Consider the following 18,156-nt stretch of genomic DNA (forward strand, 5'->3'; position numbering starts at 1 on the left):
CGCCCGCGCGCCCGGGCCACGTATCGTGAACGCGATCTCAGGCGCGCGTACCCGAAGGAGCGCAGGTGACCACGCCGAACGACATCCCACGCAGGCTGTTCCTGACGATCGGCAGGCTGTCGCGATCACTGCGTCAGGCCGGTTCGCCCGGGCCCGGCCACGGGGCCATCTCGGCCATGGCCACGCTCGGCGCGCACGGGCAGCTGCGGCTGGGCGACCTCGCCGCAAAGGAGGGCGTGGCCGCCGCGACGATGTCGCGGATCGTCGCCTCGCTCGTCGAGGCCGGATACGTGCGCCGGGAGTCCGATCCCGCCGACCGGCGGGCCTGGCTCGCGACCCTCACCGAGGAAGGCGAGCAGCTGCTCAGCGGCGTCCGCTCCACGCGCGTGCACGAGCTGGGCAGGCGCATCGACAACCTGTCCGACCGGGATCGCCAGGCCCTCATCGACGCGCTGCCCGCGCTGGAGGCACTGCTCGACGACGGGGAGTGAGGGGTCAGCTCGGGTCGGGCTGCCGCTCGCGCAGCCGCGCGACCTCGGCGCGCAGCGCCCGCAGTTCCGCAAGAATCTGCTCGTTGACCGCCGCCTGCTCGGCGGCCTGCCGGTCCTCTTCCTCGCGGATCTCATCGCGCAGCTGTTCCTCCATCGCGCTCACCACCACGGCGATGAACAGGTTCAGCACCGCGAAGCTCGACACGAGGATGTAGACGACGAAGAAGATCCACGCCATCGGTGCCCGTTCCATGACGGCATCGGCGATGTCGGGCCAGGCTTCGCCGGTCATCACCTGGAACAGCGTGAACAGCGACGTGCCGAGGTCGCCGAAGTCGTCCGGCACGATGCCGCCGAACAGCTTCGTCGCCATCACGCCCGCCACGAAGACGATCAGCCCGAGCAGCGCGGCGATCGAGGCCATGCCGGGCACCGCGGCCAGCAGCCCGGCCACCACCTTGCGCATCGACGGGACCAGCGAGACCAGCCGCAGCACGCGCAGGATCCGCAGCGCCCGCAGCACCGCGAACGGTCCGCTCGCGGGTACGAGCGCGATCCCGACCACCACCAGGTCGAAGAGGTTCCAGCCGTCGCGGAAGAAGGCGCCGCGGTAGACGTAGATCTTCGCGAGCAGCTCGGCGACGAAGATGCCCAGCGCGATGTAGTCGACCGTGTGCAGCAGGCCGCCGTAACCGGCCACGATGTCGCGCGAGGTCTCCAGCGCCAGCGTGACCGCGTTGACGATGATCACGGCGATGACGAGGTTCTGGAACCGGCGGTCCTCGACCAGCCGGCGCAGCCGGGCGCGTAGAGTCACGCGCCGGATCCTATTCGGGTGATCGCTGTCCGGTCCCGGGCTCGGCGGCCAGCCGCCAGAACGCCGACACCGGCCCGACCTTCGCCCCCATCGGGTACGAGTGCTCGACGGCGTTGCTGACGAACCACTTGCCGAACCTCGCCGCCTCCGGCACGGTCATGCCGCGCGCCAGCCCCGCGGTGAGCGCGGAGGCCATGGCATCGCCCGCGCCGTGGGTGTGCGGGGTGGAGAACCGGGGCCCGGGCAGCTCGAGGAATTCGGAGCCGTCGTAGAGCACGTCGACGCACTCCGGGTCCTCGACGAGATGGCCGCTCTTCACGAGCACGTAGCGAGGCCCCAGCTCGTACAGCGCCGCGGCGGCGTCGCGCATCAGGTGCCGATCGGTGACCTCGATGCCCGTGAGCAGCCGGACCTCGTCGAGATTGGGGGTCAGCACGGTCGCGCGGGGCAGCAGCTCCTCACGCAGTGCGTCGAGCCCGGCGTCGTCGAACAGCGGGTGCCCGTGCATGGAGGCCGCGACCGGGTCGACGACGAAGGGCACGTCGGTGTCCCTCCCGATGCCCGCCGCGTCGCAGGCGGCGGCGACCGCGCGGATGATCTCGCCGGAGGCGAGCATGCCGGTCTTGGCCGCCTCGAGGCCCATGTCCGCGGCCACCGCCTCGATCTGACCTGCCACGATGTGCGCCGGGATGTCGGCCCTGTCGTGCACGCCGAGGGTGTTCTGCACGGTCACCGCGGTGACGGCGACCAGGCCGTGCACGCCGCAGGTCAGGAACGTCCGCAGGTCGGCCTGCAGGCCGGCTGCTCCGCCGGAGTCGGACCCGGCGATGGTCAGTGCGGCGGGCGGTCGGGCTTCGCTCATGGCCTCCAGTGTCGCTGGCCGGGTGTGGGCCGGACCAGCGGGGGCGCGGCCGGTGTCACCGCGCCCACTCTCCGGGCAGGCCTCTCGGTACCGGGCCGGGCCGCTCAGTTGCCTCCGGCGAGCCGCCAGAAGGGCGACACGGGGCCGATTCCCTTGCCCAGCGGGTAGGCCTGCGCGACCGAGCGTTCGATGAACCGCTTGCCCTCCCCCACGGCGTCCGGCACGGCCATGCCTTTGGCCAGCGACGCCGTGATCGCCGAGGCGAGGGTATCGCCGCCGCCGTGGGTGTGCTCGGTGGCGTGCCGTGGCCCGTCGAGCCGGACGTACCGGCTGCCGTCGGAGAGCAGGTCCACGCATCGTGGGCTGTCGTGCAGGTGGCCGCCCTTGACCAGCACCCACTCCGGTCCGAACGCGAGGAGGGCGTCGGCCGCCTCGCGCTGGGTGGTCTCGCCGGTGACGTGCACGCCCGTGAGCAGGCGCACCTCGTCGAGATTCGGCGTGACGAGCGTGGCGCGCGGGAACAGCTCGGTGCGGATGGCCTCCAGGGCTTCCTCCCGCAGCAGCGGGTCGCCGTGCATGGAGGCGGCGACGGGGTCCACGACGAACGGCGTGCCGGTGCCGCGTCCGATGTGGACCTCGTCGAGCGTCTTCGCCACCGCCTGGATGATCTCCACGGTGGCGAGCATGCCGGTCTTGGCGGCGTCCACTCCCATGTCACCCGCCACCGCCTTGATCTGGGCGGTGACGATGTCGACCCCGATCTCGGTGAACCCCTCGACACCCAGCGAGTTCTGCACGGTGACCGCCGTGATCGCCGTCATCCCGTGCACTCCGCAGGCGAAGAAGGTCCGCAGGTCGGCCTGGATGCCGGCACCGCCGCCCGAGTCGGACCCGGCGATGGTCAGCGCGGTTCTCGGCGTGGTGGTCATGGCCGCTCGACCACCGGTAGGTAGACCTGGTTGCCGTTGCGCCCGAACTCTTCGGACTTCTCCCGCATTCCGGCTTCGATGGCCTCCACAGAGGACAGGCCGTGCTCCTCGGCGTACTTGCGCACGTCCTGCGTGATCCGCATCGAGCAGAACTTCGGCCCGCACATCGAGCAGAAGTGCGCGGTCTTGGCAGGCTCGGCCGGCAGCGTCTGGTCGTGGAACGAGCGTGCGGTGTCCGGGTCGAGGGAGAGGTTGAACTGGTCGTTCCAGCGGAACTCGAACCGGGCCTTCGACAGTTCGTCGTCCCATTCCTGCGCGTAGGGGTGGCCCTTGGCCAGATCGGCGGCGTGGGCGGCGATCTTGTAGGAGATGACGCCGGTCTTCACGTCGTCGCGGTCGGGCAGACCCAGGTGTTCCTTGGGCGTCACGTAGCACAGCATCGCCGTGCCGTACCAGCCGATCTGGGCGGCGCCGATGGCGGAGGTGATGTGGTCGTAGGCGGGCGCGATGTCCGTCGCGAGTGGACCGAGAGTGTAGAACGGAGCCTCGCCGCAGAGCCGTTCCTCCAGCTCGACGTTCTCCTTGATCTTGTGCATGGGCACGTGGCCGGGGCCCTCGATCATCACCTGGACGTCGTGTTCGCGAGCGATGTGAGTGAGCTCGCCGAGTGTCTCCAGTTCCGCGAACTGGGCGCGGTCGTTGGCGTCGGCGATGGAGCCGGGCCGCAGCCCGTCACCGAGCGAGAAAGTCACGTCGTAGGAGCGCAGGATCTCGCACAGCTCCTCGAAGTGTGTGTAGAGGAACGACTCGCGGTGATGGGCCAGACACCACGCGGCCATGATGGACCCGCCGCGCGAGACGATGCCGGTGACACGGTTCGCCGTGAGCGGGACGTAGCGCAGCAGCACGCCCGCGTGCACGGTCATGTAGTCGACGCCCTGCTCGCACTGCTCGACCACGGTGTCGCGGTAGACCTCCCAGGACAGCTTCTCGGGGTCACCGCCGACCTTCTCGAGGGCCTGGTAGATCGGCACCGTGCCGACGGGCACCGGCGAGTTGCGCAGGATCCACTCGCGAGTCTCGTGGATGCGTTTGCCGGTGGAGAGATCCATGATCGTGTCGGCACCCCAGCGGGTGGCCCACACCATCTTGTCGACCTCTTCCTCCACCGACGACCACACCGCGGAGTTGCCCATATTGGCGTTGACCTTCACGAGGAAGTTCTTGCCGATGATCATGGGCTCGGACTCCGGATGCCTGCGGTTGGCCGGAATCACCGCGCGCCCGCTGGCCACTTCTGACCGTACGAACTCGGGATCGACGCGTTCGCGGGCGGCGACGAACTCCATTTCCCTCGTGATGACGCCCGCCTTCGCCCAGCCGAGCTGGGTTCGGTGCTCGCGGCCGTCGATCCAGCCGGACCGCATCGGGTGAAGTCCTCTGTGGACGTCAATGTCGGCGTCCGGGTCGGTGTAGGGGCCCGAGGTGTCGTAGACGTCGAAGTGCTCGCCGGTCGAGAGCTCGATGCGGCGCACCGGAACGCGCAGGCCGGATTCCGTGTGGACATAGGCTTTCCGGGAACCGGTGATGGGACCCGTCGTGACGGTCGGCCGGACGTCGGCGTTGTTCTCCAGGGTCGTCAAAAGAAGTCACTCCCTACGCTGGCATTACCCAGTCAGGTTCATGCGGTCGGCGGCACCGGGTCCACGAAACGGACACCAGCCGCCCTCTCAGCCCGCCAAGGCGCGAGCTCCCGCGTTCTGCAGTTGTCCACCCGACCATGCCATGTCGGACGGCAGAGCTCAACCCACAAGTTCGCTCGGGACCGCCAGCACGTCCACCATGGCGCCGTTGCGCAGCACGGTGACCGGGAGCCGCGTGCCGATGACCTCGGCGAACAGCTGCCGTTGGATTCCCTGCGCGTCCGAGATCCGTTCGCGCCCCACGGTCAGCACCAGGTCTCCCGCCCGGAGTCCGGCCCGGTCGGCGGGGCCGCCGGGTACGACCTCGACCACGCGCAGGCCGGCGGACTGCCCGGTACGCGCCGCGATGTCGTCGGGTAGCGGAGCCGGAACGCCGACGACCCCGAGGTAGGCACGCCGGACGCGGCCCTCCACGAGCAGCGTGTCGATGATCCGCCGGGTGGTCGCGTTGATCGGAACCGCGAGGCCCAGCCCGAACCCCGCGACCGCCGTGTTGATGCCCACGACGCTTCCGGCCGAGTTGGCGAGTGCGCCCCCGGAGTTGCCGGGGTTGAGCGCGGCGTCGGTCTGGATGACGTCCTCGATCACGCGCGCCATGCGGCCCTGCCGGACCGGGATCGCACGTCCGAGCGCGCTCACCACGCCGGCGGTGACCGATCCCGAGAAGCCGAGCGGGCTGCCGATCGCCACCACCAGCTGGCCCACGACCAGCCGGTCGGCGTCACCGAGCCGGGCGGCGGGCGGTGCCGCATCGCGGACCCGCAACACGGCGAGGTCGGACAGCGGATCGGCCCCGACGACGCGGAAGCCGGCCTCCGTGCCGTCGTTGAAGGTGGCGGTACCGCGCTGGTCACGGCCGACCACGTGCGCGTTGGTGAGCAGATAGCCCTCGTCGTCGAACACCACCGCCGATCCGCCCCCGCGCGGCAGTCGTATGCTCGCCACGTGCGGCGTGACGGAGGTGGCGACGGAGCTGACCGCGCGCGAGTATGCGTCGAGCGGGTCGACCGGGTCGGGCTGGGCAGGGTCGAAGTCGCGCATCGCGATCACCGCCGGGGATTACACCGTTGCACCTGTCTCGATTGTGCGCCGGTTGCGGGCGGGCTCGCCCTGCGTTCGCCGTGGGCTGAAGTGCGGGCCGGGTCGGGGCGCGAAGTCAGCGCGGTGGCAGCCAGCTGTTGCCGGGCACGCCCCACTTGTTGGCCTTGAGCATCTTCTTGGCGGCCCGGGCGTGCCTGCCGACGAGCCGGTCGAGGTAGAGGTAGCCGTCGAGGTGATCGGTCTCGTGCTGCAGGCAGCGCGCGAAGTACCCGGTGCCCTCGACCTCGATGGGGTTGCCCTCGGCGTCGAAGCCGGTGACCTTGGCCCAGCTCGCCCGGCCGGTCGGATACGCCTCGCCGGGGACGGACAGGCAGCCTTCCCAGTCGTCGTCGGGGTCCGGCATGGTCTCGGGGATCTCGGAGGTCTCGAGCTTCGGGTTCACCACGACGCCCTTGTGCCGCACCCCCTCGTCGTCCGGGCAGTCGTAGACGAACAGCCGGAGGTCGAGGCCGATCTGGTTCGCCGCGAGCCCGACGCCTTCGGCGGCGTACATCGTCTCGAACATGTCGTCGACGAGCGTGCGCAACTCGTCGTCGAACTTCTCCACCTCACGGGTGGGGTTGTGCAGCACGGGGTCGCCGGCGATGACGATGGGGTGAACGCTCACGGTCCCATTGAACTAGGTCGCGCGTGGCGCGTCGTCGGGGGGCGGTGGTCGGGCGGGGGTGGAACGGGCTCGCGCGGAGCGCCTCGGCGGGTGGCGCGGTCTGCCGTGCGCGAACCGGCCCGGCTCGCCCAGATGGGCACGGGACGCGCCGGGCGTGCTCCGGGACCGGGACTGCTCTGCGTGATCTAATGGCCTCGCGGAACCACAGCCGTGTCATTTCGCCGAGAATGCGAGGAGCCAGATGGACGCCGCGGAGTCGATGGCCCGGAAGGACCAGCCGTCCCCGCCCGCCTCGGCCGACCAACCCGCGGAGGGGCTCACCCAGCGTGAGCAGGAGGTGCTGGCGTTCGAGCGCCAGTGGTGGAAGTACGCCGGGGCGAAGGAACAGGCCATTCGCGAGCTGTTCGGGATGTCGCCCACCCGCTACTACCAGATCCTGAACCGGCTCATCGACAAGCAGGAAGCCATGCGGGCAGATCCGATGCTGATCAAGCGGCTGCGGAAGACGCGCGCCGCACGGCAGCGCACCCGGGCGGCGCGGCGGTTGGGGATTGAGCTGCCATGAGCGTCTTCGACGGCCTGTCCAGGCCGATGCGTGCCGCAGGCCTCGGACTGCTCGCGGTCGCGGTGATCGCGGCCGTGCTCGGCGGGGTCACGCTGCTCACCGGCAACGGTGGCGACCCGACCGCGGCTCCGTCCACGTCCCGGACTCCGCCCGGCGACGGTCAGGGCAGCCCCTCGCGGCAGCCGTCGTCCTCGGCACCGGCGACGACCACGCCGGGCACCCCGCCGGGCAGCGCCTCCGCCACCACTCCGCCCGGCGGCACCAGTGCCGCGCCCGGCGGGGACGGCACCGGTGACGCCGACGGCTCCGACGGCGACGGCGCCGGGGACGGCGGCAACGGCCAGGACCAGCAGGCCGGCACCAGGTCGGTGGGTGTCCGGGTCTACAACAACAGCACCATCTCCGGGCTCGCGCGCGAGGCCGCCGATGACCTGCGCGGTCAGGGCTGGAACGTCGTCCAGGTGGACAACTACTCGGCCGGCATCATCCCCACGAGCACCGCGTACTTCCGGCCGGGCACTCCCGAGGAGGAGGCGGCGCGGGCGCTGGCGCAGCAGTTCGGGTTGCGCGTCGAACCCCGCTTCGACGGCATCAAGGACTCCAGCCCCGGCGTGATCGTGATCGTCACGCGGGACTACCAGGGCGTCGTCCAGGGCAAGTAGCCGCCCGTTCTTTCCCGGCCGCAGTTCGCACGCCGCACCGGTTATCGGTGCTCGGCGGTCCTGCCCCTCCCGCTCGACGAAGCACCCCATACCCCGCCCGCTACGGCAACGCGGCCGCCGTCAGCGGTTGGCGGCGTAGGCCTCCAGCGCGGCGAGCTGGGCCGGGTCGAGGGACGGGCGCACCACGTCGCGGGCCTTGGCCAGGTGCTCCGCGGCCACCTCGGTGGCCTCCAGCGACTCGCGCATGGCCGTCAGCGCGGCTTCGCGGATGAGCGCGGCACAGTCGGCGGCGGAGTACCGGTCGAGGCCGGCGGCCAGCTCGTCCAGGTCGACATCGGACGCCAGCGGCGTGTTCCGGGCACTGGCTCGCAGGATCGCCGCGCGGGCCTCGGCGTCCGGCGGGGGCACGTAGATCAGCCGCTCCAGCCGTCCCGGCCGCAGCAGCGCCGAATCCACCAGCTCGGGACGGTTTGTCGCACCGAGCACCATGACGTCGCGCAGCGGCTCCACGCCGTCGAGTTCGGTCAGCAACGCCGCCACGACGCGGTCGGACACACCGGAGTCGCTGGACTGGCCTCTGCGCGGGGCGAGCGCGTCCACCTCGTCGAGGAAGATCAGCGAGGGGGAGGCCTCGGCAGCGCGACGGAAGAGCTCGCGCACGGCGCGCTCCGACTCGCCGACCCACTTGTCCATCAGCTCGGCGCCCTTGACCGCGAACACGTTGAGCGCGCCGGTCCCGGCCAGCGCCCGCACCAGGAACGTCTTGCCGTTGCCGGGCGGGCCGTACAGCAGCACGCCGCGTGGCGGGTCGACGCCGAGCCGGGAGAACGAATCGGGGTAGCGCAGCGGCCACAGCACGGCCTCGGTGAGCGACTGCTTGACCTCGACCATGTCGCCGACGTCGTCGAGGGTCAGCCCGCCGGTGGCGAGGGTGTCCGATTCGGACATGGAGATCGGGCGGACGGACTCGAGCGCGTCGAGCAGGTCCTGCTGGGCGATGCGCGGTTCGGACTCGCTGTCCCGCTGCCGCAGCGCGGCCCGCAACGCGGCGTCGCGGCGCAGCGCCAGCAGGTCGGCGGCCGCGAACCCGGGGGTGCGCTCGGCGATGACACCGAAGTCCACATCGGGTTCCAGCGGCGTGTCCCGCAGCAGGATGCGCAGCAGTTCGGTCCGCACGGCGGCGTCGGGCAAGGCCAGCACGAGTTCCCGGTCGAGCAGGTCGACCGCGCGCAGGCGAGCGTCCACGGACTCCGGGTGCGCTGTCGTGGCCACGAGCGCGAACCCCGGCCGTCCGAGCGCCTCCCGCAGGCGGTCGAGCAGCACGGTCGCGACAGGTGGCTGCTGCTGGGCGGGCAAGAGAGCGTCGATGTCGGTGATGAGCAGCACTCCCGCGCCGTCGCCGGAGACGGTCGCGTCGACGGCCTGCGCGAGCCGGGTGAGCGCGGCGTCGGGTTCGAGCACCGCCACCGACGGCGCGGCCAGCGTCACCACCCGCACCTTCTCGGCATGGGCCACCGAGCGGACGAGCGTGGCCTTGCCGACGCCCTCCGGACCCGCCAGCAGCACGCCGAGCCTGCTGGACGTGCCCAGCTTGGCGAGCAGGTCGGGGCGGTGGAAGGCGAGATCGAACCACTCGGCGAGCTTGCGCGCCGGAGCCGACTGGCCGGCCAGGTCCGCCAGCGGCGGGGGCGGGTTCTCGGTGTCGTCGTCGACGACGATCTCCGCGACCTCCGGTTCCGGTGCCCGTGTCGTGGTGCGGGCGGCGGCCTCCGGCTCGGCCGGTGCCGGGCTCTCGTCGCCGCGCCAGCGCACCACAGTGGACTGTCCAACGGCGACGGGACCTTCCGGTTCCGTCGCGGTGACCGTGAGCAGTTCGCTGGTCCACGTCGCGCCGATGGCGCGGGAGAGCTGGCCGCGTACCGCGGAGACGTCCGAGCCGGGCGGTGGAGCCAAATCCTGCGGCAGGAGCGACACCGCGTCGCCGACCGTGAGTACCTTGCCGATCAGCGCGAGCCGCAGGTGGCCCGACGTCAGCGACATGCTGGCCAGCCGGGAGCCCGACACCGTCACCGTGCGCGCGACCGACACCTCGCACGGCGCGACCACGACCTCGGAACCCTCGGTGACGCCGAGGTTGGCCATCGTGACGTCGTCCACCAGCACCACGCCGGGCGCACCGCCGCCGGTGGCCGGAGCCGCCAGCGCGGCGCTCACCCGAGCGCCGGTGAGCCGTACCGCGTCCCACGCCCGCAGGCCCAGCGCGTCGAGGACCTCCGGGTGCAGCCGCACGACACCGCGGCGGGCGTCGAGAGCCGAAGGGGTGTGCCGGACGGTCAGGGCGATCTGCGGTGAGGACGTCACGCCCCCACTGTATTGCCCTCACCCGGCCGGGGGCGGCGGAACAGGCCGCCTTACCGGCCGCGCTGGCGCAATCCGATGCGCCGCCAGTTACGGCGACGCGGTCCGCGGCCGGCGCCGTCGGGCGGGTAGACGCGGGGTACGTGCGCCGGCGAGGTCCCGGTGGCCGGTGTGTCGGCCCGTGGCCGTTGGACGGCGCGCCGCGCGGCGCCCGCGACCCGGCGCAGTCGCGGCTTGCGGAGGCCGAGCCTGCGCTGGCTGCGGGCCCGCCGGATCGCCCGCCGCTCCCGGGGCGGGACGTCCCACGCCTCCGGGTGCCGGGCGAGCCAGTGGTAGCGGCGCACCGAGTACGGGATGTGGGCGAGGTAGAGCAGGAGCGCGACCGCCAGCGCGATCAGCGGGTACTGGATGACGGCGGCCGCGAGCAGGCCCACCCCGACGAGCAACGGCGCCACCGCCTTGGCCGGGGCACGCAGCCGCTTGAGCGACAACGTCGGGATCCGGCTGATGAGCAGTGCCGCGACGGCGACCGTCCACACCCACACCACAGCCTGCTCGGACCACCAGCTCTGTCCGAACTCGAGCGTGAGGATCACCGGCATCAAGGCCAGCAAGCCGCCCGCGGGCGCGGGTACGCCGACGAAGAACTCACTCGCGTACGGGGGCTGGTCGGTGTCGTCCAGCAGCGTGTTGAACCTGGCCAGCCGCAGCACCATGCACACCGCGAAGATCAGCGCGGCCACCCAGCCGAACCGGCTGTCGCCGGGCATCCAGACGTAGAGCGCCAGGGCGGGCGCGACGCCGAACGAGATGGCGTCGGACAGGGAGTCGAGCTCGGCGCCCATCTTCGACGTCGCGTCGAGCAGGCGCGCGATCCGGCCGTCGAGGCTGTCCAGCACCGCGGCGACGCCGATCGCGCCGATGGTGAGCACGTAGTTTCCCGTGAGGGCGAACTGGACGGCCGAGAGGCCCGCGCAGAGTGCGAGGACGGTGATGGCGTTCGGCAGCAACCGGACGCCGGGCGTGGTCCGGGACATGGGCCTCAGTTCCTCTGCGGCAGGTCGGCGATCACGGTCTCGCCGCCGATGGTGCGCTGGCCCTTGCCGACCAGCACCCGGCTGCCCGGCGGCAGGTAGGTGTCCACGCGAGAGCCGAACCGGATCAGACCGTAGGTGGCGCCGGCGTCGAGGTGATCGCCCTCGGAGACCTGGCACACGATCCGCCGGGCCACGAGGCCGGCGATCTGCGTGACGACGAGCTCGTGGCCGTCGTCGGTCCGCAGCAGCAGTGAGTTGCGCTCGTTGTCGTCGCTGGCCTTGTCGAGGTCGGCCGAGAGGAACTTGCCCGGCCGGTAGGCCACGCGATCCACCTTGCCGCTCGCCGGCACGCGCTGGACGTGCACGTCGAACACCGACAGGAACACGCTCACGCGCGTCCTCGGCTCGGGCGGCAGCCCCAGCTCGGCGGGTGGCGTGGCCTCCTCGATGAGCGAGACCAGGCCGTCGGCGGCCGCGACGACGACGCCGGACCGCGTCGGCGGTACCCGGCGCGGTTCACGGAAGAAGGCGGCGGTCGCCAGCGTGCCCAGCCCGGCGACCAGGCCGAGCCGCTTGGACAGTGTGCGCAGGACCAGGGTGGCCGCGGCCCCGCCCAGCACGAACGGCCTCCCGGCCGGGTGCATCGGCGGGAGTGTCTCGCGGGCGAGCCGCACGGCATGACCGAGCGAGTTGGAACTCATGTGCCGGTGTTTTCCCGTTGACGTTGAGGAGGAGTCGAACAAGACCACGCTACGCCAAGCGCTGGAGCTGGACGGGCCGGGTGGCGCGCGCCCCCCGACGCCGTACGCCACCCGGCCGCGGAGGGCCGATGGTAGACCCGACGCGCAGGGCTGATAACCCCCAGTGCGGAAAACGTTACAAAGGGTTGTCGGCTCAGAGCAGGAGGACGTCGACCTCGGAGCCCTCGGGCGCCTCGGTGACGTCCTCGCCCAGGACGATGAGGCAGTTCGCCTGCGTGAAGGCTGCCAGCAGGTGCGACCCGGGTCCGCCGCGCGGCCCGACGACGCCGGTGACCTGGCCCTCGCTGTGGGTGTAGTAGCCGCGGCGGAACTGGCGCTTGCCCTTCGGCGACTCCAGCGTCTCCAGCAGCCGCGCGCGCACGTGCCTGCGGTCGACCCCGGTGTGGCCGAGCGAGGAGAGGATCGCGGGCCGCAGGAACGCCTCGAACGACACGAGCACGCTCACCGGGTTGCCCGGCAGCGTCACCACCGGGACACCGTTCCACCGGCCGCAGCCCTGCGGGCCGCCCGGCTGCATGGCGACCTTGGTGAACGTGATGCCCGCGCCGGTCAGTGCGTCCTTGACCACCTCGTACGCGCCCGCGCTCACTCCGCCCGAGGTCACCACCAGGTCGACGCCCTCCAGCCGGGGCTCGATCGTCGCGCGGAAGGTGTCGACGTCGTCGGCGACGCTGCGCACCGACTCCACCTCGCAGCCCAGCGCCCGCAGTGCCGCCACGAGCATCACGCTGTTGGACTCGTAGATCTGGCCGTGCCGCAGCTTCCGCGGCGGCAGCACGAGCTCGGTGCCGGTGGAGACCACGAGCACGCGCGGCGGGGCGTGCACCGTGAGCCGGTCCAGGCCGACCGCCGAGGCCAGCCCCAGCTGGGCGGGCCCGAGCACGGTGCCCGCCTTCAGTGCCACCGTGCCGACGGCCACGTCCTCGCCGGTGCGGCGCACGTGCGCTCCCGGGGCGGCGTCGGTGAAGATCCGCACCGTGTCCGTGCCGCCGTCGGTGCGCTCGACGATCACCACGGTGTCGGCGCCCTCGGGCATGGGGGCGCCGGTCATGATCCGGTGCGCGGTGCCCGGTAGCAGGGTGGGGATGTCGGTGCGGCCGGCCGGGATGTCCTCGCTCACCGGCAGCTCGGCCGGTTCGTCCTCGCTCGCGTGCGCCACGTCGACGGAGCGGACCGCGTAGCCGTCCATCGCGGAGTTGTCGAACGGGGGCAGGGACACGCCCGCGTGCACGTCCTTGGCCAGCACGAGGCCCGCGCAGTCGGCCAGCGGGAGCTCCACGGCGGGGCGGGTGCCCACGAGCTCGGTCACGGCGGAGCGGTGTTCGTCGACGGAGATCACGCGGACCATCCTCCCCCGCTTCGGCGGCCGTGCAAGACTCTCCCCGCTCACGTGAGGACACAGGGGAGGATCCATGCAGGTACAGCTGCGCCACCAGCCGTCGTTCACGGTGGCGAGGCTCATGCTGGCACCGGGGGAGCCGGCGCAGGTCGAGGCGGGCGCCATGGCCGCGACGAGCTACGGCGTGCACGTCCAGGCGTCGACGCAGGGCGGTGTGATGAAGGGGCTCGGCCGCGCCATCCTCGGTGGCGAGTCGCTGTTCATCTCCACCTACACCGCACCGCAGAACGGCGGCTGGGTGGATGTCGCCACCCACCTCCCCGGCGACATCCAGGTGATCAACATGGACGGCCGCACGGGCTGGTGCGTCACGCGCGGGTCGTGGCTCGCCTCGTCGTACGGGGTGCAGACGCAGACCAAGTGGGGCGGGTTCAACAAGCTGTTCGGCGGCGAGGGCGGGTTTCTTACCTACGCCACCGGCCAGGGCCAGCTCGTGGTCGCCTGCTACGGCGCGCTCGAGGTCGTGACGCTGCAGCAGGGCGAGATGGTCACCATCGACTCCGGGCACGTCGTCGCCTACGCCGAGACGGTCCAGTCCCAGCTGCGCAAGGTGTCCAGCGGCATGATCCAGAGCCTCAAGAGCGGGGAGGGCTTCGTGTTCGACTTCGCCGGGCCGGGTCAGGTCCTGACCCAGACGCGCAACCCGTCCGCGCTCGCCGCCTGGGTGATCGCGCAGGTGCCGTCGCGGTAACCGGCATGCAGGTGCAGACGCGGCACACGCCGACGTTCGGGGTCGCCAGGATCGTGCTGGCGCAAGGTGAAGCCGTGCAGGCCGACGCCGAGGCGATGCTGGCCAGCAGCTTCGGCATCACCACCTCCCGCCCCTCGCGCGGCCAGCCGCCGGTGTTCACCGCGCCCGCGGGCGGCGGCTGGATCGACCTGGCCCCCGGCCACGCGGGCGACGTGTACCCGCTCGGGTTCGACGGGAAGACGGGCTGGTCGGTGGCGCCGGGTGCCGTGCTCGCGCGGCCGTCCACCGTGCGCCGGGACCACCCGTGGCCGCCGTTGCAGGCCCTCTTCGGCGGGGACAGCGGCTTCCTGGACCACTTCAGCGGGTCGGGACAGCTGGTCCTGGCCACCCGCGGTCCGGTGGACGCCCTGACGCTCGAGGCGGGTGAGCTCATCACCGTGCGTCCGGCGTTTCTCGTCGCCTATCCGGACACCATTCAGGTGCGGCTGCGGGCGCTCGATCCGGCGGGGCCGCAGTCCGTGCGCACCGGTGAAGGACTGGCACTGGACTTCGCGGGTCCGGGAACGGTCCTCGTCCAGGCACGACGCTGACCGACGTTACCGCAAATTGACCATTGCCGAGCGGCGCTAATCCGGTAGCGTGATCGAGGCTTGGAACGGGCAGGTTCGGCTGCCGCGTTTTCGGTTTGGTGCAAGGAGGACGCCGTGGCTGTCGGCACGGTCAAGTGGTTCAACGCGGAAAAGGGCTACGGATTCATCGAGTCCCCCGAGGGTCCCGACGTGTTCGTACATTACTCCGCCATTCAGGCGGAGGGCTTCCGGACCCTCGACGAGGGGGACCGGGTGGAATTCGAGATCACCGCGGGGCGGGACGGCCGCAGCCAGGCGGCCGATGTCCGAAAGGTCTCCTGACAGCGAGACCTTCGGCCTGAACGACCGACACTTCGCGTTGAGCGAACGCCGTGGGCGTTAGGCTGCGCCCCGTGACAGGCGATGTGTCGGGGGACCTCACCGGTCGGCGACTGGGCAATTACCGCATCGACGGTGTGCTCGGTCGCGGCGGCATGAGCGTGATGTACAAGGCCACCGATGTGCGCCTGGGGCGCAAGGTGGCGTTGAAGGTCATCGGGGAACATCTCGGTGCCGACGCCGAGTTCCGCGAACGTTTCGTCGACGAGGCGCGCAACACCTCGGCGATCGATCACGCCAATATCGTGCCGCTGTACGACTTCGGCGAGCTCGACGGCATGCTCTACATCGCGATGCGGCTGGTCGACGGTTCGGACCTGGCCAGCCTCATCGAGGGCTCGCCGATGGTGCCGGAGCGCGCCATCGGCCTGCTGGAGCAGGTCGCCGACGCGCTCGACACGCTGCACAACCGCGGGCTGGTCCACCTGGACGTCAAGCCTGCCAACGTGCTCGTGACGAGCCGCGAGTCGGCGCGGGAACACGTTTACGTCGCCGACTTCGGGCTGACCCGGCGGGGCGCCACCGGACACCGGACGCGGGGCGGCGACTTCCTCGGCTCGCCCACCTACGCGGCACCGGAGCACCTGCGCGGCGAACCGCTGGACGGGCGCACCGACCAGTACGCCCTCGCCTGCATGCTCTACGCGTGCCTCGCCGGCAGCCCGCCGTTCACCGGCGACGTGCAGGCCGTCATCTCCGGGCACCTCAACAGCGAGCCGCCCACGGTGTCGCAGGCGGTGCCGAGCTTGCCCGCCGCGATCGACGACGTGGTGCGCAAGGGCATGGCGAAGAAGCCGGCGGAGCGGTACGGCAGTTGTGTCGAGTTGATCAACGCGGCCCGTGAGGCGCTGCGGTCGCCGCCGGCGATGCCCGTGCGGCAGGCCGTCGCCGTCGGCCAACACGGAGAGGGGGGTCCCGTGCACCCGTACGGTCAGCAGCCGGGACAGCACCACGGCGGTCCGGGCGGGCAGCCGGCACCACAGCAGCCGGGACCACAGCCTGGCCCGCAGCAGCCGGCACCACAACAGCCTGGACCGCAGCTGGGGTTCGGCCAGCCACCCGTGGGCTACGGCCCGCCACCCGGCGCGCCGCCGCAGTTCGGCACCCCGCCGCAGGGCATGGGGGTCGCACCGCAGGGCCCGCCGCCCGGCTACGGTCCGCCGCCCGGTGGCTTTCCCCCGCCCGGCGGGCCCCAGCCACCGCACAAGACCGGCGGCAAGGCGTGGATCTGGGCGGTCGTGGCGGCCGTGGTCGTGGTCGGCGCCGCCGTCGCGGCCATCCTGCTCCTCACCTCTGGCGACGACGAGGGCAGCGGGGAGACCGGCGGCCCGGCTCCCACCTCCTCGGCGCCCGAGATCCCGGTCGGACCCGGCTCGCAGAGCGGTGAGCCGACCTCCCCCGGGGACAGCGGAGGCAACAACCCGCCGCCGACGTCGATCCCGGTCGTCCCGGGCTGAGCGCGCGTCAGCCGTAGAACACGCCGATGCGCTTGCCGTCGAGCTCGTGCACCGGAATCTCCAGGTCGTAGACCTTGCGCAGCACGTCCGGCCGCATCATGGCCTCGACGTCACCGTGCGCGACGACGGACCCGTCCCGCATGGCCACGATCTGGTCGGAGTGGCACGACGCGAAGTTGATGTCGTGCACCACCATGACCACGGTCTTGCCGAAGTCGTCGGCCATGCGGCGCAGCCGGTTCATCATATGCACCGAGTGCCGCATGTCCAGGTTGTTCAGCGGCTCGTCGAGCAGCACGTAATCGGTCTCCTGGCACAGCACCATGGCGACGAACGCCCGCTGCCGCTGGCCCCCGGAAAGCTGGTCGAGTTGGCGTTCGGCGAGGTCGCCGAGCTCGAAGTAGGAGATCGCGTCCTCGACCGCCTCCCGGTCTTCCGCCGTCAGCCGGCCCCCTGAATGGGGGAACCGTCCGAACGAGACCAGGTCACGAACCGTCAGCCGAACGGTCATGTGATTTTCCTGCCGCAGCACGGCGAGCCTGCGCGCGAGCTGGGCGCTCGGGGTGCGCGCCACATCGAGACCGTCCACAGTGACCGTACCGCTGTCGGCTGGAAGCAGCCTGCTCATGATGGAGAGCAATGTGGACTTGCCGGCGCCGTTCGCGCCGATGATCGACGTGATGCCGCCCGCCTCGATGCGCAGTGACACGTCGTCGACCACCGTGGTGTCGCCGTATCGCTTGGTCACATTGCTGATCTCGATCACCGTGTGGACTCCCGGACGAGCAGGGCGATGAAGTACGCGCCGCCGACGAAGTTGATGATGACGCTGAGTGCGGTGTCCATTCCGAACACCTGCTCGAGCACCAGTTGGCCGGCCGCCAGCGTGGTCACCGCGATGAGCGCCGAGGCAGGCACGACGATGTGATGCCGGAACGTGGCCGTGAGCTGGCGGGCCAGGTTGACCACCAGCAGGCCGAGGAACGTGATGGGGCCGACCAGCGCCGTCGACACCGACACCAGCACGGCCACCAGCACCAGACTTTGGTTGACGGTGCGCCGGTGGTCGACGCCGAGGCTCACGGCGGTGTCCCGGCCGAGCGCCACCACGTCCAGCCGCGGGAACAGCCGCACGCCCCAGCCACAGGCGAGGACCACGAGCAGTGCGGCGAAGGCGAGTAGGTCCGGTTCGACCGAGTTGAAGCTCGCGAACAGGCTGTCCTGCAGCGCCACGAAGTCGTTGGGGTTGATGAGCCGCTGCGCCAGCGACGCCACACTGGCGAAGAGCGTGCCGAAGATGACGCCGACCAGCACGAGCACGTACAGGTCGTGGGTGGTGCGGTCGAACAGCCAGCGGTGCAGCACCGTGGAGAACACCACCATGACGAGCACCTGCACCACGAACAGCAGCCGCGGATCGGCCGTGCTCAGCGCGATCGCGCCGGCGAAGTAGACGATCAGCGTCTGGATCAGTACGAACAGCGAGTCGAACCCCATGATCCCGGGCGTGAGGATCCGGTTGTTCGTCACCGTCTGGAACACCGTGCTCGAGTAGGCGACGGCGCAGCCGACCACCACCATCGCGGCGAGCTTGCGCAGCCGGATGCCCAGGGCGTACTCGATGTTGCCCGCGAGACCCACCGTGCAGAACGCCACCATTGCGGCCGCGGTCACCACCGCGAGCACCACCACCATCCGGGCCGGACGCTTGCGGGCCACCCGCACCCGGTCGGCCGGCATGGGCGGGA

The 18,156-nt window shown here is 71.3% G+C and carries 19 protein-coding genes; 7 read left to right on the plus strand and 12 right to left on the minus strand.

What is annotated here, in order from left to right:
- The first annotated feature begins 65 nt into the window (after positions 1-65).
- Positions 66-491, plus strand: coding sequence for a MarR family winged helix-turn-helix transcriptional regulator (locus ACFSZT_RS07745; RefSeq protein WP_377388374.1), 426 nt, complete (start codon positions 66-68; stop codon positions 489-491).
- Between the two features lie 4 nt (positions 492-495).
- Here ACFSZT_RS07745 and ACFSZT_RS07750 read toward each other — a convergent pair whose 3' ends face one another.
- From ACFSZT_RS07750 to ACFSZT_RS07775, 6 genes are all read right to left on the minus strand, one after another.
- Entirely contained in the window at positions 496-1,308 is an 813-nt protein-coding gene (locus ACFSZT_RS07750; RefSeq protein WP_377388376.1) for an ion transporter, read from the minus strand.
- Positions 1,309-1,318: 10 nt separating this feature from the next.
- A complete protein-coding gene (gene thiD / locus ACFSZT_RS07755) occupies positions 1,319-2,170 on the minus strand; it encodes a bifunctional hydroxymethylpyrimidine kinase/phosphomethylpyrimidine kinase (protein ID WP_377388378.1) in 852 nt (283 codons plus the stop codon).
- Positions 2,171-2,274: 104 nt separating this feature from the next.
- Entirely contained in the window at positions 2,275-3,099 is an 825-nt protein-coding gene (gene thiD / locus ACFSZT_RS07760; protein WP_377388380.1) for a bifunctional hydroxymethylpyrimidine kinase/phosphomethylpyrimidine kinase, read from the minus strand.
- Entirely contained in the window at positions 3,096-4,742 is a 1,647-nt protein-coding gene (gene thiC / locus ACFSZT_RS07765) for a phosphomethylpyrimidine synthase ThiC (RefSeq protein ID WP_377388382.1), read from the minus strand. The genes thiD (ACFSZT_RS07760) and thiC overlap by 4 nt, the downstream gene beginning before the upstream one ends.
- A 159-nt stretch (positions 4,743-4,901) precedes the next feature.
- Positions 4,902-5,843, minus strand: coding sequence for a S1C family serine protease (locus tag ACFSZT_RS07770; protein ID WP_377388384.1), 942 nt, complete (start codon positions 5,841-5,843; stop codon positions 4,902-4,904).
- A gap of 115 nt (positions 5,844-5,958) precedes the next feature.
- On the minus strand, positions 5,959-6,510 hold the full coding sequence (locus tag ACFSZT_RS07775; RefSeq protein WP_377388386.1) for a peptide deformylase: 552 nt from the start codon (positions 6,508-6,510) through the stop codon (positions 5,959-5,961).
- Between the two features lie 241 nt (positions 6,511-6,751).
- Here ACFSZT_RS07775 and ACFSZT_RS07780 point away from each other — a divergent pair, with 241 nt between their 5' ends.
- Entirely contained in the window at positions 6,752-7,075 is a 324-nt protein-coding gene (locus ACFSZT_RS07780; protein ID WP_377388388.1) for a DUF3263 domain-containing protein, read from the plus strand.
- Entirely contained in the window at positions 7,072-7,737 is a 666-nt protein-coding gene (locus tag ACFSZT_RS07785; RefSeq protein ID WP_377388390.1) for a LytR C-terminal domain-containing protein, read from the plus strand. Before ACFSZT_RS07780 ends, ACFSZT_RS07785 begins: the two co-directional genes overlap by 4 nt.
- A 120-nt stretch (positions 7,738-7,857) precedes the next feature.
- On the opposite strand, the gene ACFSZT_RS07790 is transcribed toward ACFSZT_RS07785, so the two are convergent.
- From ACFSZT_RS07790 to moeA, 4 genes are all read right to left on the minus strand, one after another.
- Complete coding sequence (locus tag ACFSZT_RS07790; protein ID WP_377388392.1) at positions 7,858-10,098, minus strand: AAA family ATPase; 2,241 nt, start codon at positions 10,096-10,098, stop codon at positions 7,858-7,860.
- A 50-nt stretch (positions 10,099-10,148) separates the two neighbouring features.
- Positions 10,149-11,132, minus strand: a complete 984-nt coding sequence (locus tag ACFSZT_RS07795) for a CDP-alcohol phosphatidyltransferase family protein (protein WP_377388394.1) — start codon at positions 11,130-11,132, stop codon at positions 10,149-10,151.
- Between the two features lie 5 nt (positions 11,133-11,137).
- Complete coding sequence (locus tag ACFSZT_RS07800; protein ID WP_377388396.1) at positions 11,138-11,833, minus strand: phosphatidylserine decarboxylase; 696 nt, start codon at positions 11,831-11,833, stop codon at positions 11,138-11,140.
- A gap of 193 nt (positions 11,834-12,026) precedes the next feature.
- Complete coding sequence (gene moeA, locus ACFSZT_RS07805; protein ID WP_377388398.1) at positions 12,027-13,232, minus strand: molybdopterin molybdotransferase MoeA; 1,206 nt, start codon at positions 13,230-13,232, stop codon at positions 12,027-12,029.
- A 73-nt stretch (positions 13,233-13,305) separates the two neighbouring features.
- On the opposite strand from moeA, the gene ACFSZT_RS07810 reads away from it, so the two are divergent.
- From ACFSZT_RS07810 to ACFSZT_RS07825, 4 genes are all read left to right on the plus strand, one after another.
- The gene (locus ACFSZT_RS07810) at positions 13,306-13,983 is read left to right on the plus strand and encodes a TIGR00266 family protein (RefSeq protein ID WP_377388400.1); all 678 of its coding nucleotides are present in this window, start codon (positions 13,306-13,308) and stop codon (positions 13,981-13,983) included.
- A 5-nt stretch (positions 13,984-13,988) separates the two neighbouring features.
- Positions 13,989-14,573: an AIM24 family protein gene (locus tag ACFSZT_RS07815; protein ID WP_377388402.1), complete on the plus strand. Its 585-nt coding sequence runs from the start codon at positions 13,989-13,991 to the stop codon at positions 14,571-14,573.
- Positions 14,574-14,687: 114 nt separating this feature from the next.
- A complete protein-coding gene (locus tag ACFSZT_RS07820) occupies positions 14,688-14,894 on the plus strand; it encodes a cold-shock protein (RefSeq protein ID WP_005441480.1) in 207 nt (68 codons plus the stop codon).
- Positions 14,895-14,965: 71 nt separating this feature from the next.
- A complete protein-coding gene (locus tag ACFSZT_RS07825; protein WP_377388405.1) occupies positions 14,966-16,408 on the plus strand; it encodes a serine/threonine-protein kinase in 1,443 nt (480 codons plus the stop codon).
- Between the two features lie 7 nt (positions 16,409-16,415).
- Here ACFSZT_RS07825 and ACFSZT_RS07830 read toward each other — a convergent pair whose 3' ends face one another.
- A complete protein-coding gene (locus ACFSZT_RS07830; protein ID WP_377388407.1) occupies positions 16,416-17,174 on the minus strand; it encodes an iron ABC transporter ATP-binding protein in 759 nt (252 codons plus the stop codon).
- Positions 17,171-18,148: an iron chelate uptake ABC transporter family permease subunit gene (locus ACFSZT_RS07835; protein ID WP_377388578.1), complete on the minus strand. Its 978-nt coding sequence runs from the start codon at positions 18,146-18,148 to the stop codon at positions 17,171-17,173. The genes ACFSZT_RS07830 and ACFSZT_RS07835 overlap by 4 nt, the downstream gene beginning before the upstream one ends.
- Positions 18,149-18,156 lie beyond the last annotated feature (8 nt).

The organism is Prauserella oleivorans (assembly GCF_042685745.1).
In the GTDB taxonomy this organism is placed as follows: Bacteria; Actinomycetota; Actinomycetes; order Mycobacteriales; family Pseudonocardiaceae; genus Prauserella_A; species Prauserella_A oleivorans.

Excerpts from the sequence above, each read along its gene's own strand:
- ACFSZT_RS07815 (WP_377388402.1), top strand. The coding sequence starts at position 13,989 with ATGCAGGTGCAGACGCGGCACACGCCGACGTTCGGGGTCGCCAGGATC.
- ACFSZT_RS07835 (WP_377388578.1), bottom strand. The coding sequence starts at position 18,148 with ATGCCGGCCGACCGGGTGCGGGTGGCCCGCAAGCGTCCGGCCCGGATG.
- ACFSZT_RS07795 (WP_377388394.1), bottom strand. The coding sequence starts at position 11,132 with ATGTCCCGGACCACGCCCGGCGTCCGGTTGCTGCCGAACGCCATCACC.
- ACFSZT_RS07785 (WP_377388390.1), top strand. The coding sequence starts at position 7,072 with ATGAGCGTCTTCGACGGCCTGTCCAGGCCGATGCGTGCCGCAGGCCTC.
- thiD (WP_377388380.1), bottom strand. The coding sequence starts at position 3,099 with ATGACCACCACGCCGAGAACCGCGCTGACCATCGCCGGGTCCGACTCG.
- ACFSZT_RS07780 (WP_377388388.1), top strand. The coding sequence starts at position 6,752 with ATGGACGCCGCGGAGTCGATGGCCCGGAAGGACCAGCCGTCCCCGCCC.
- ACFSZT_RS07770 (WP_377388384.1), bottom strand. The coding sequence starts at position 5,843 with ATGCGCGACTTCGACCCTGCCCAGCCCGACCCGGTCGACCCGCTCGAC.
- ACFSZT_RS07810 (WP_377388400.1), top strand. The coding sequence starts at position 13,306 with ATGCAGGTACAGCTGCGCCACCAGCCGTCGTTCACGGTGGCGAGGCTC.
- thiD (WP_377388378.1), bottom strand. The coding sequence starts at position 2,170 with ATGAGCGAAGCCCGACCGCCCGCCGCACTGACCATCGCCGGGTCCGAC.
- ACFSZT_RS07800 (WP_377388396.1), bottom strand. The coding sequence starts at position 11,833 with ATGAGTTCCAACTCGCTCGGTCATGCCGTGCGGCTCGCCCGCGAGACA.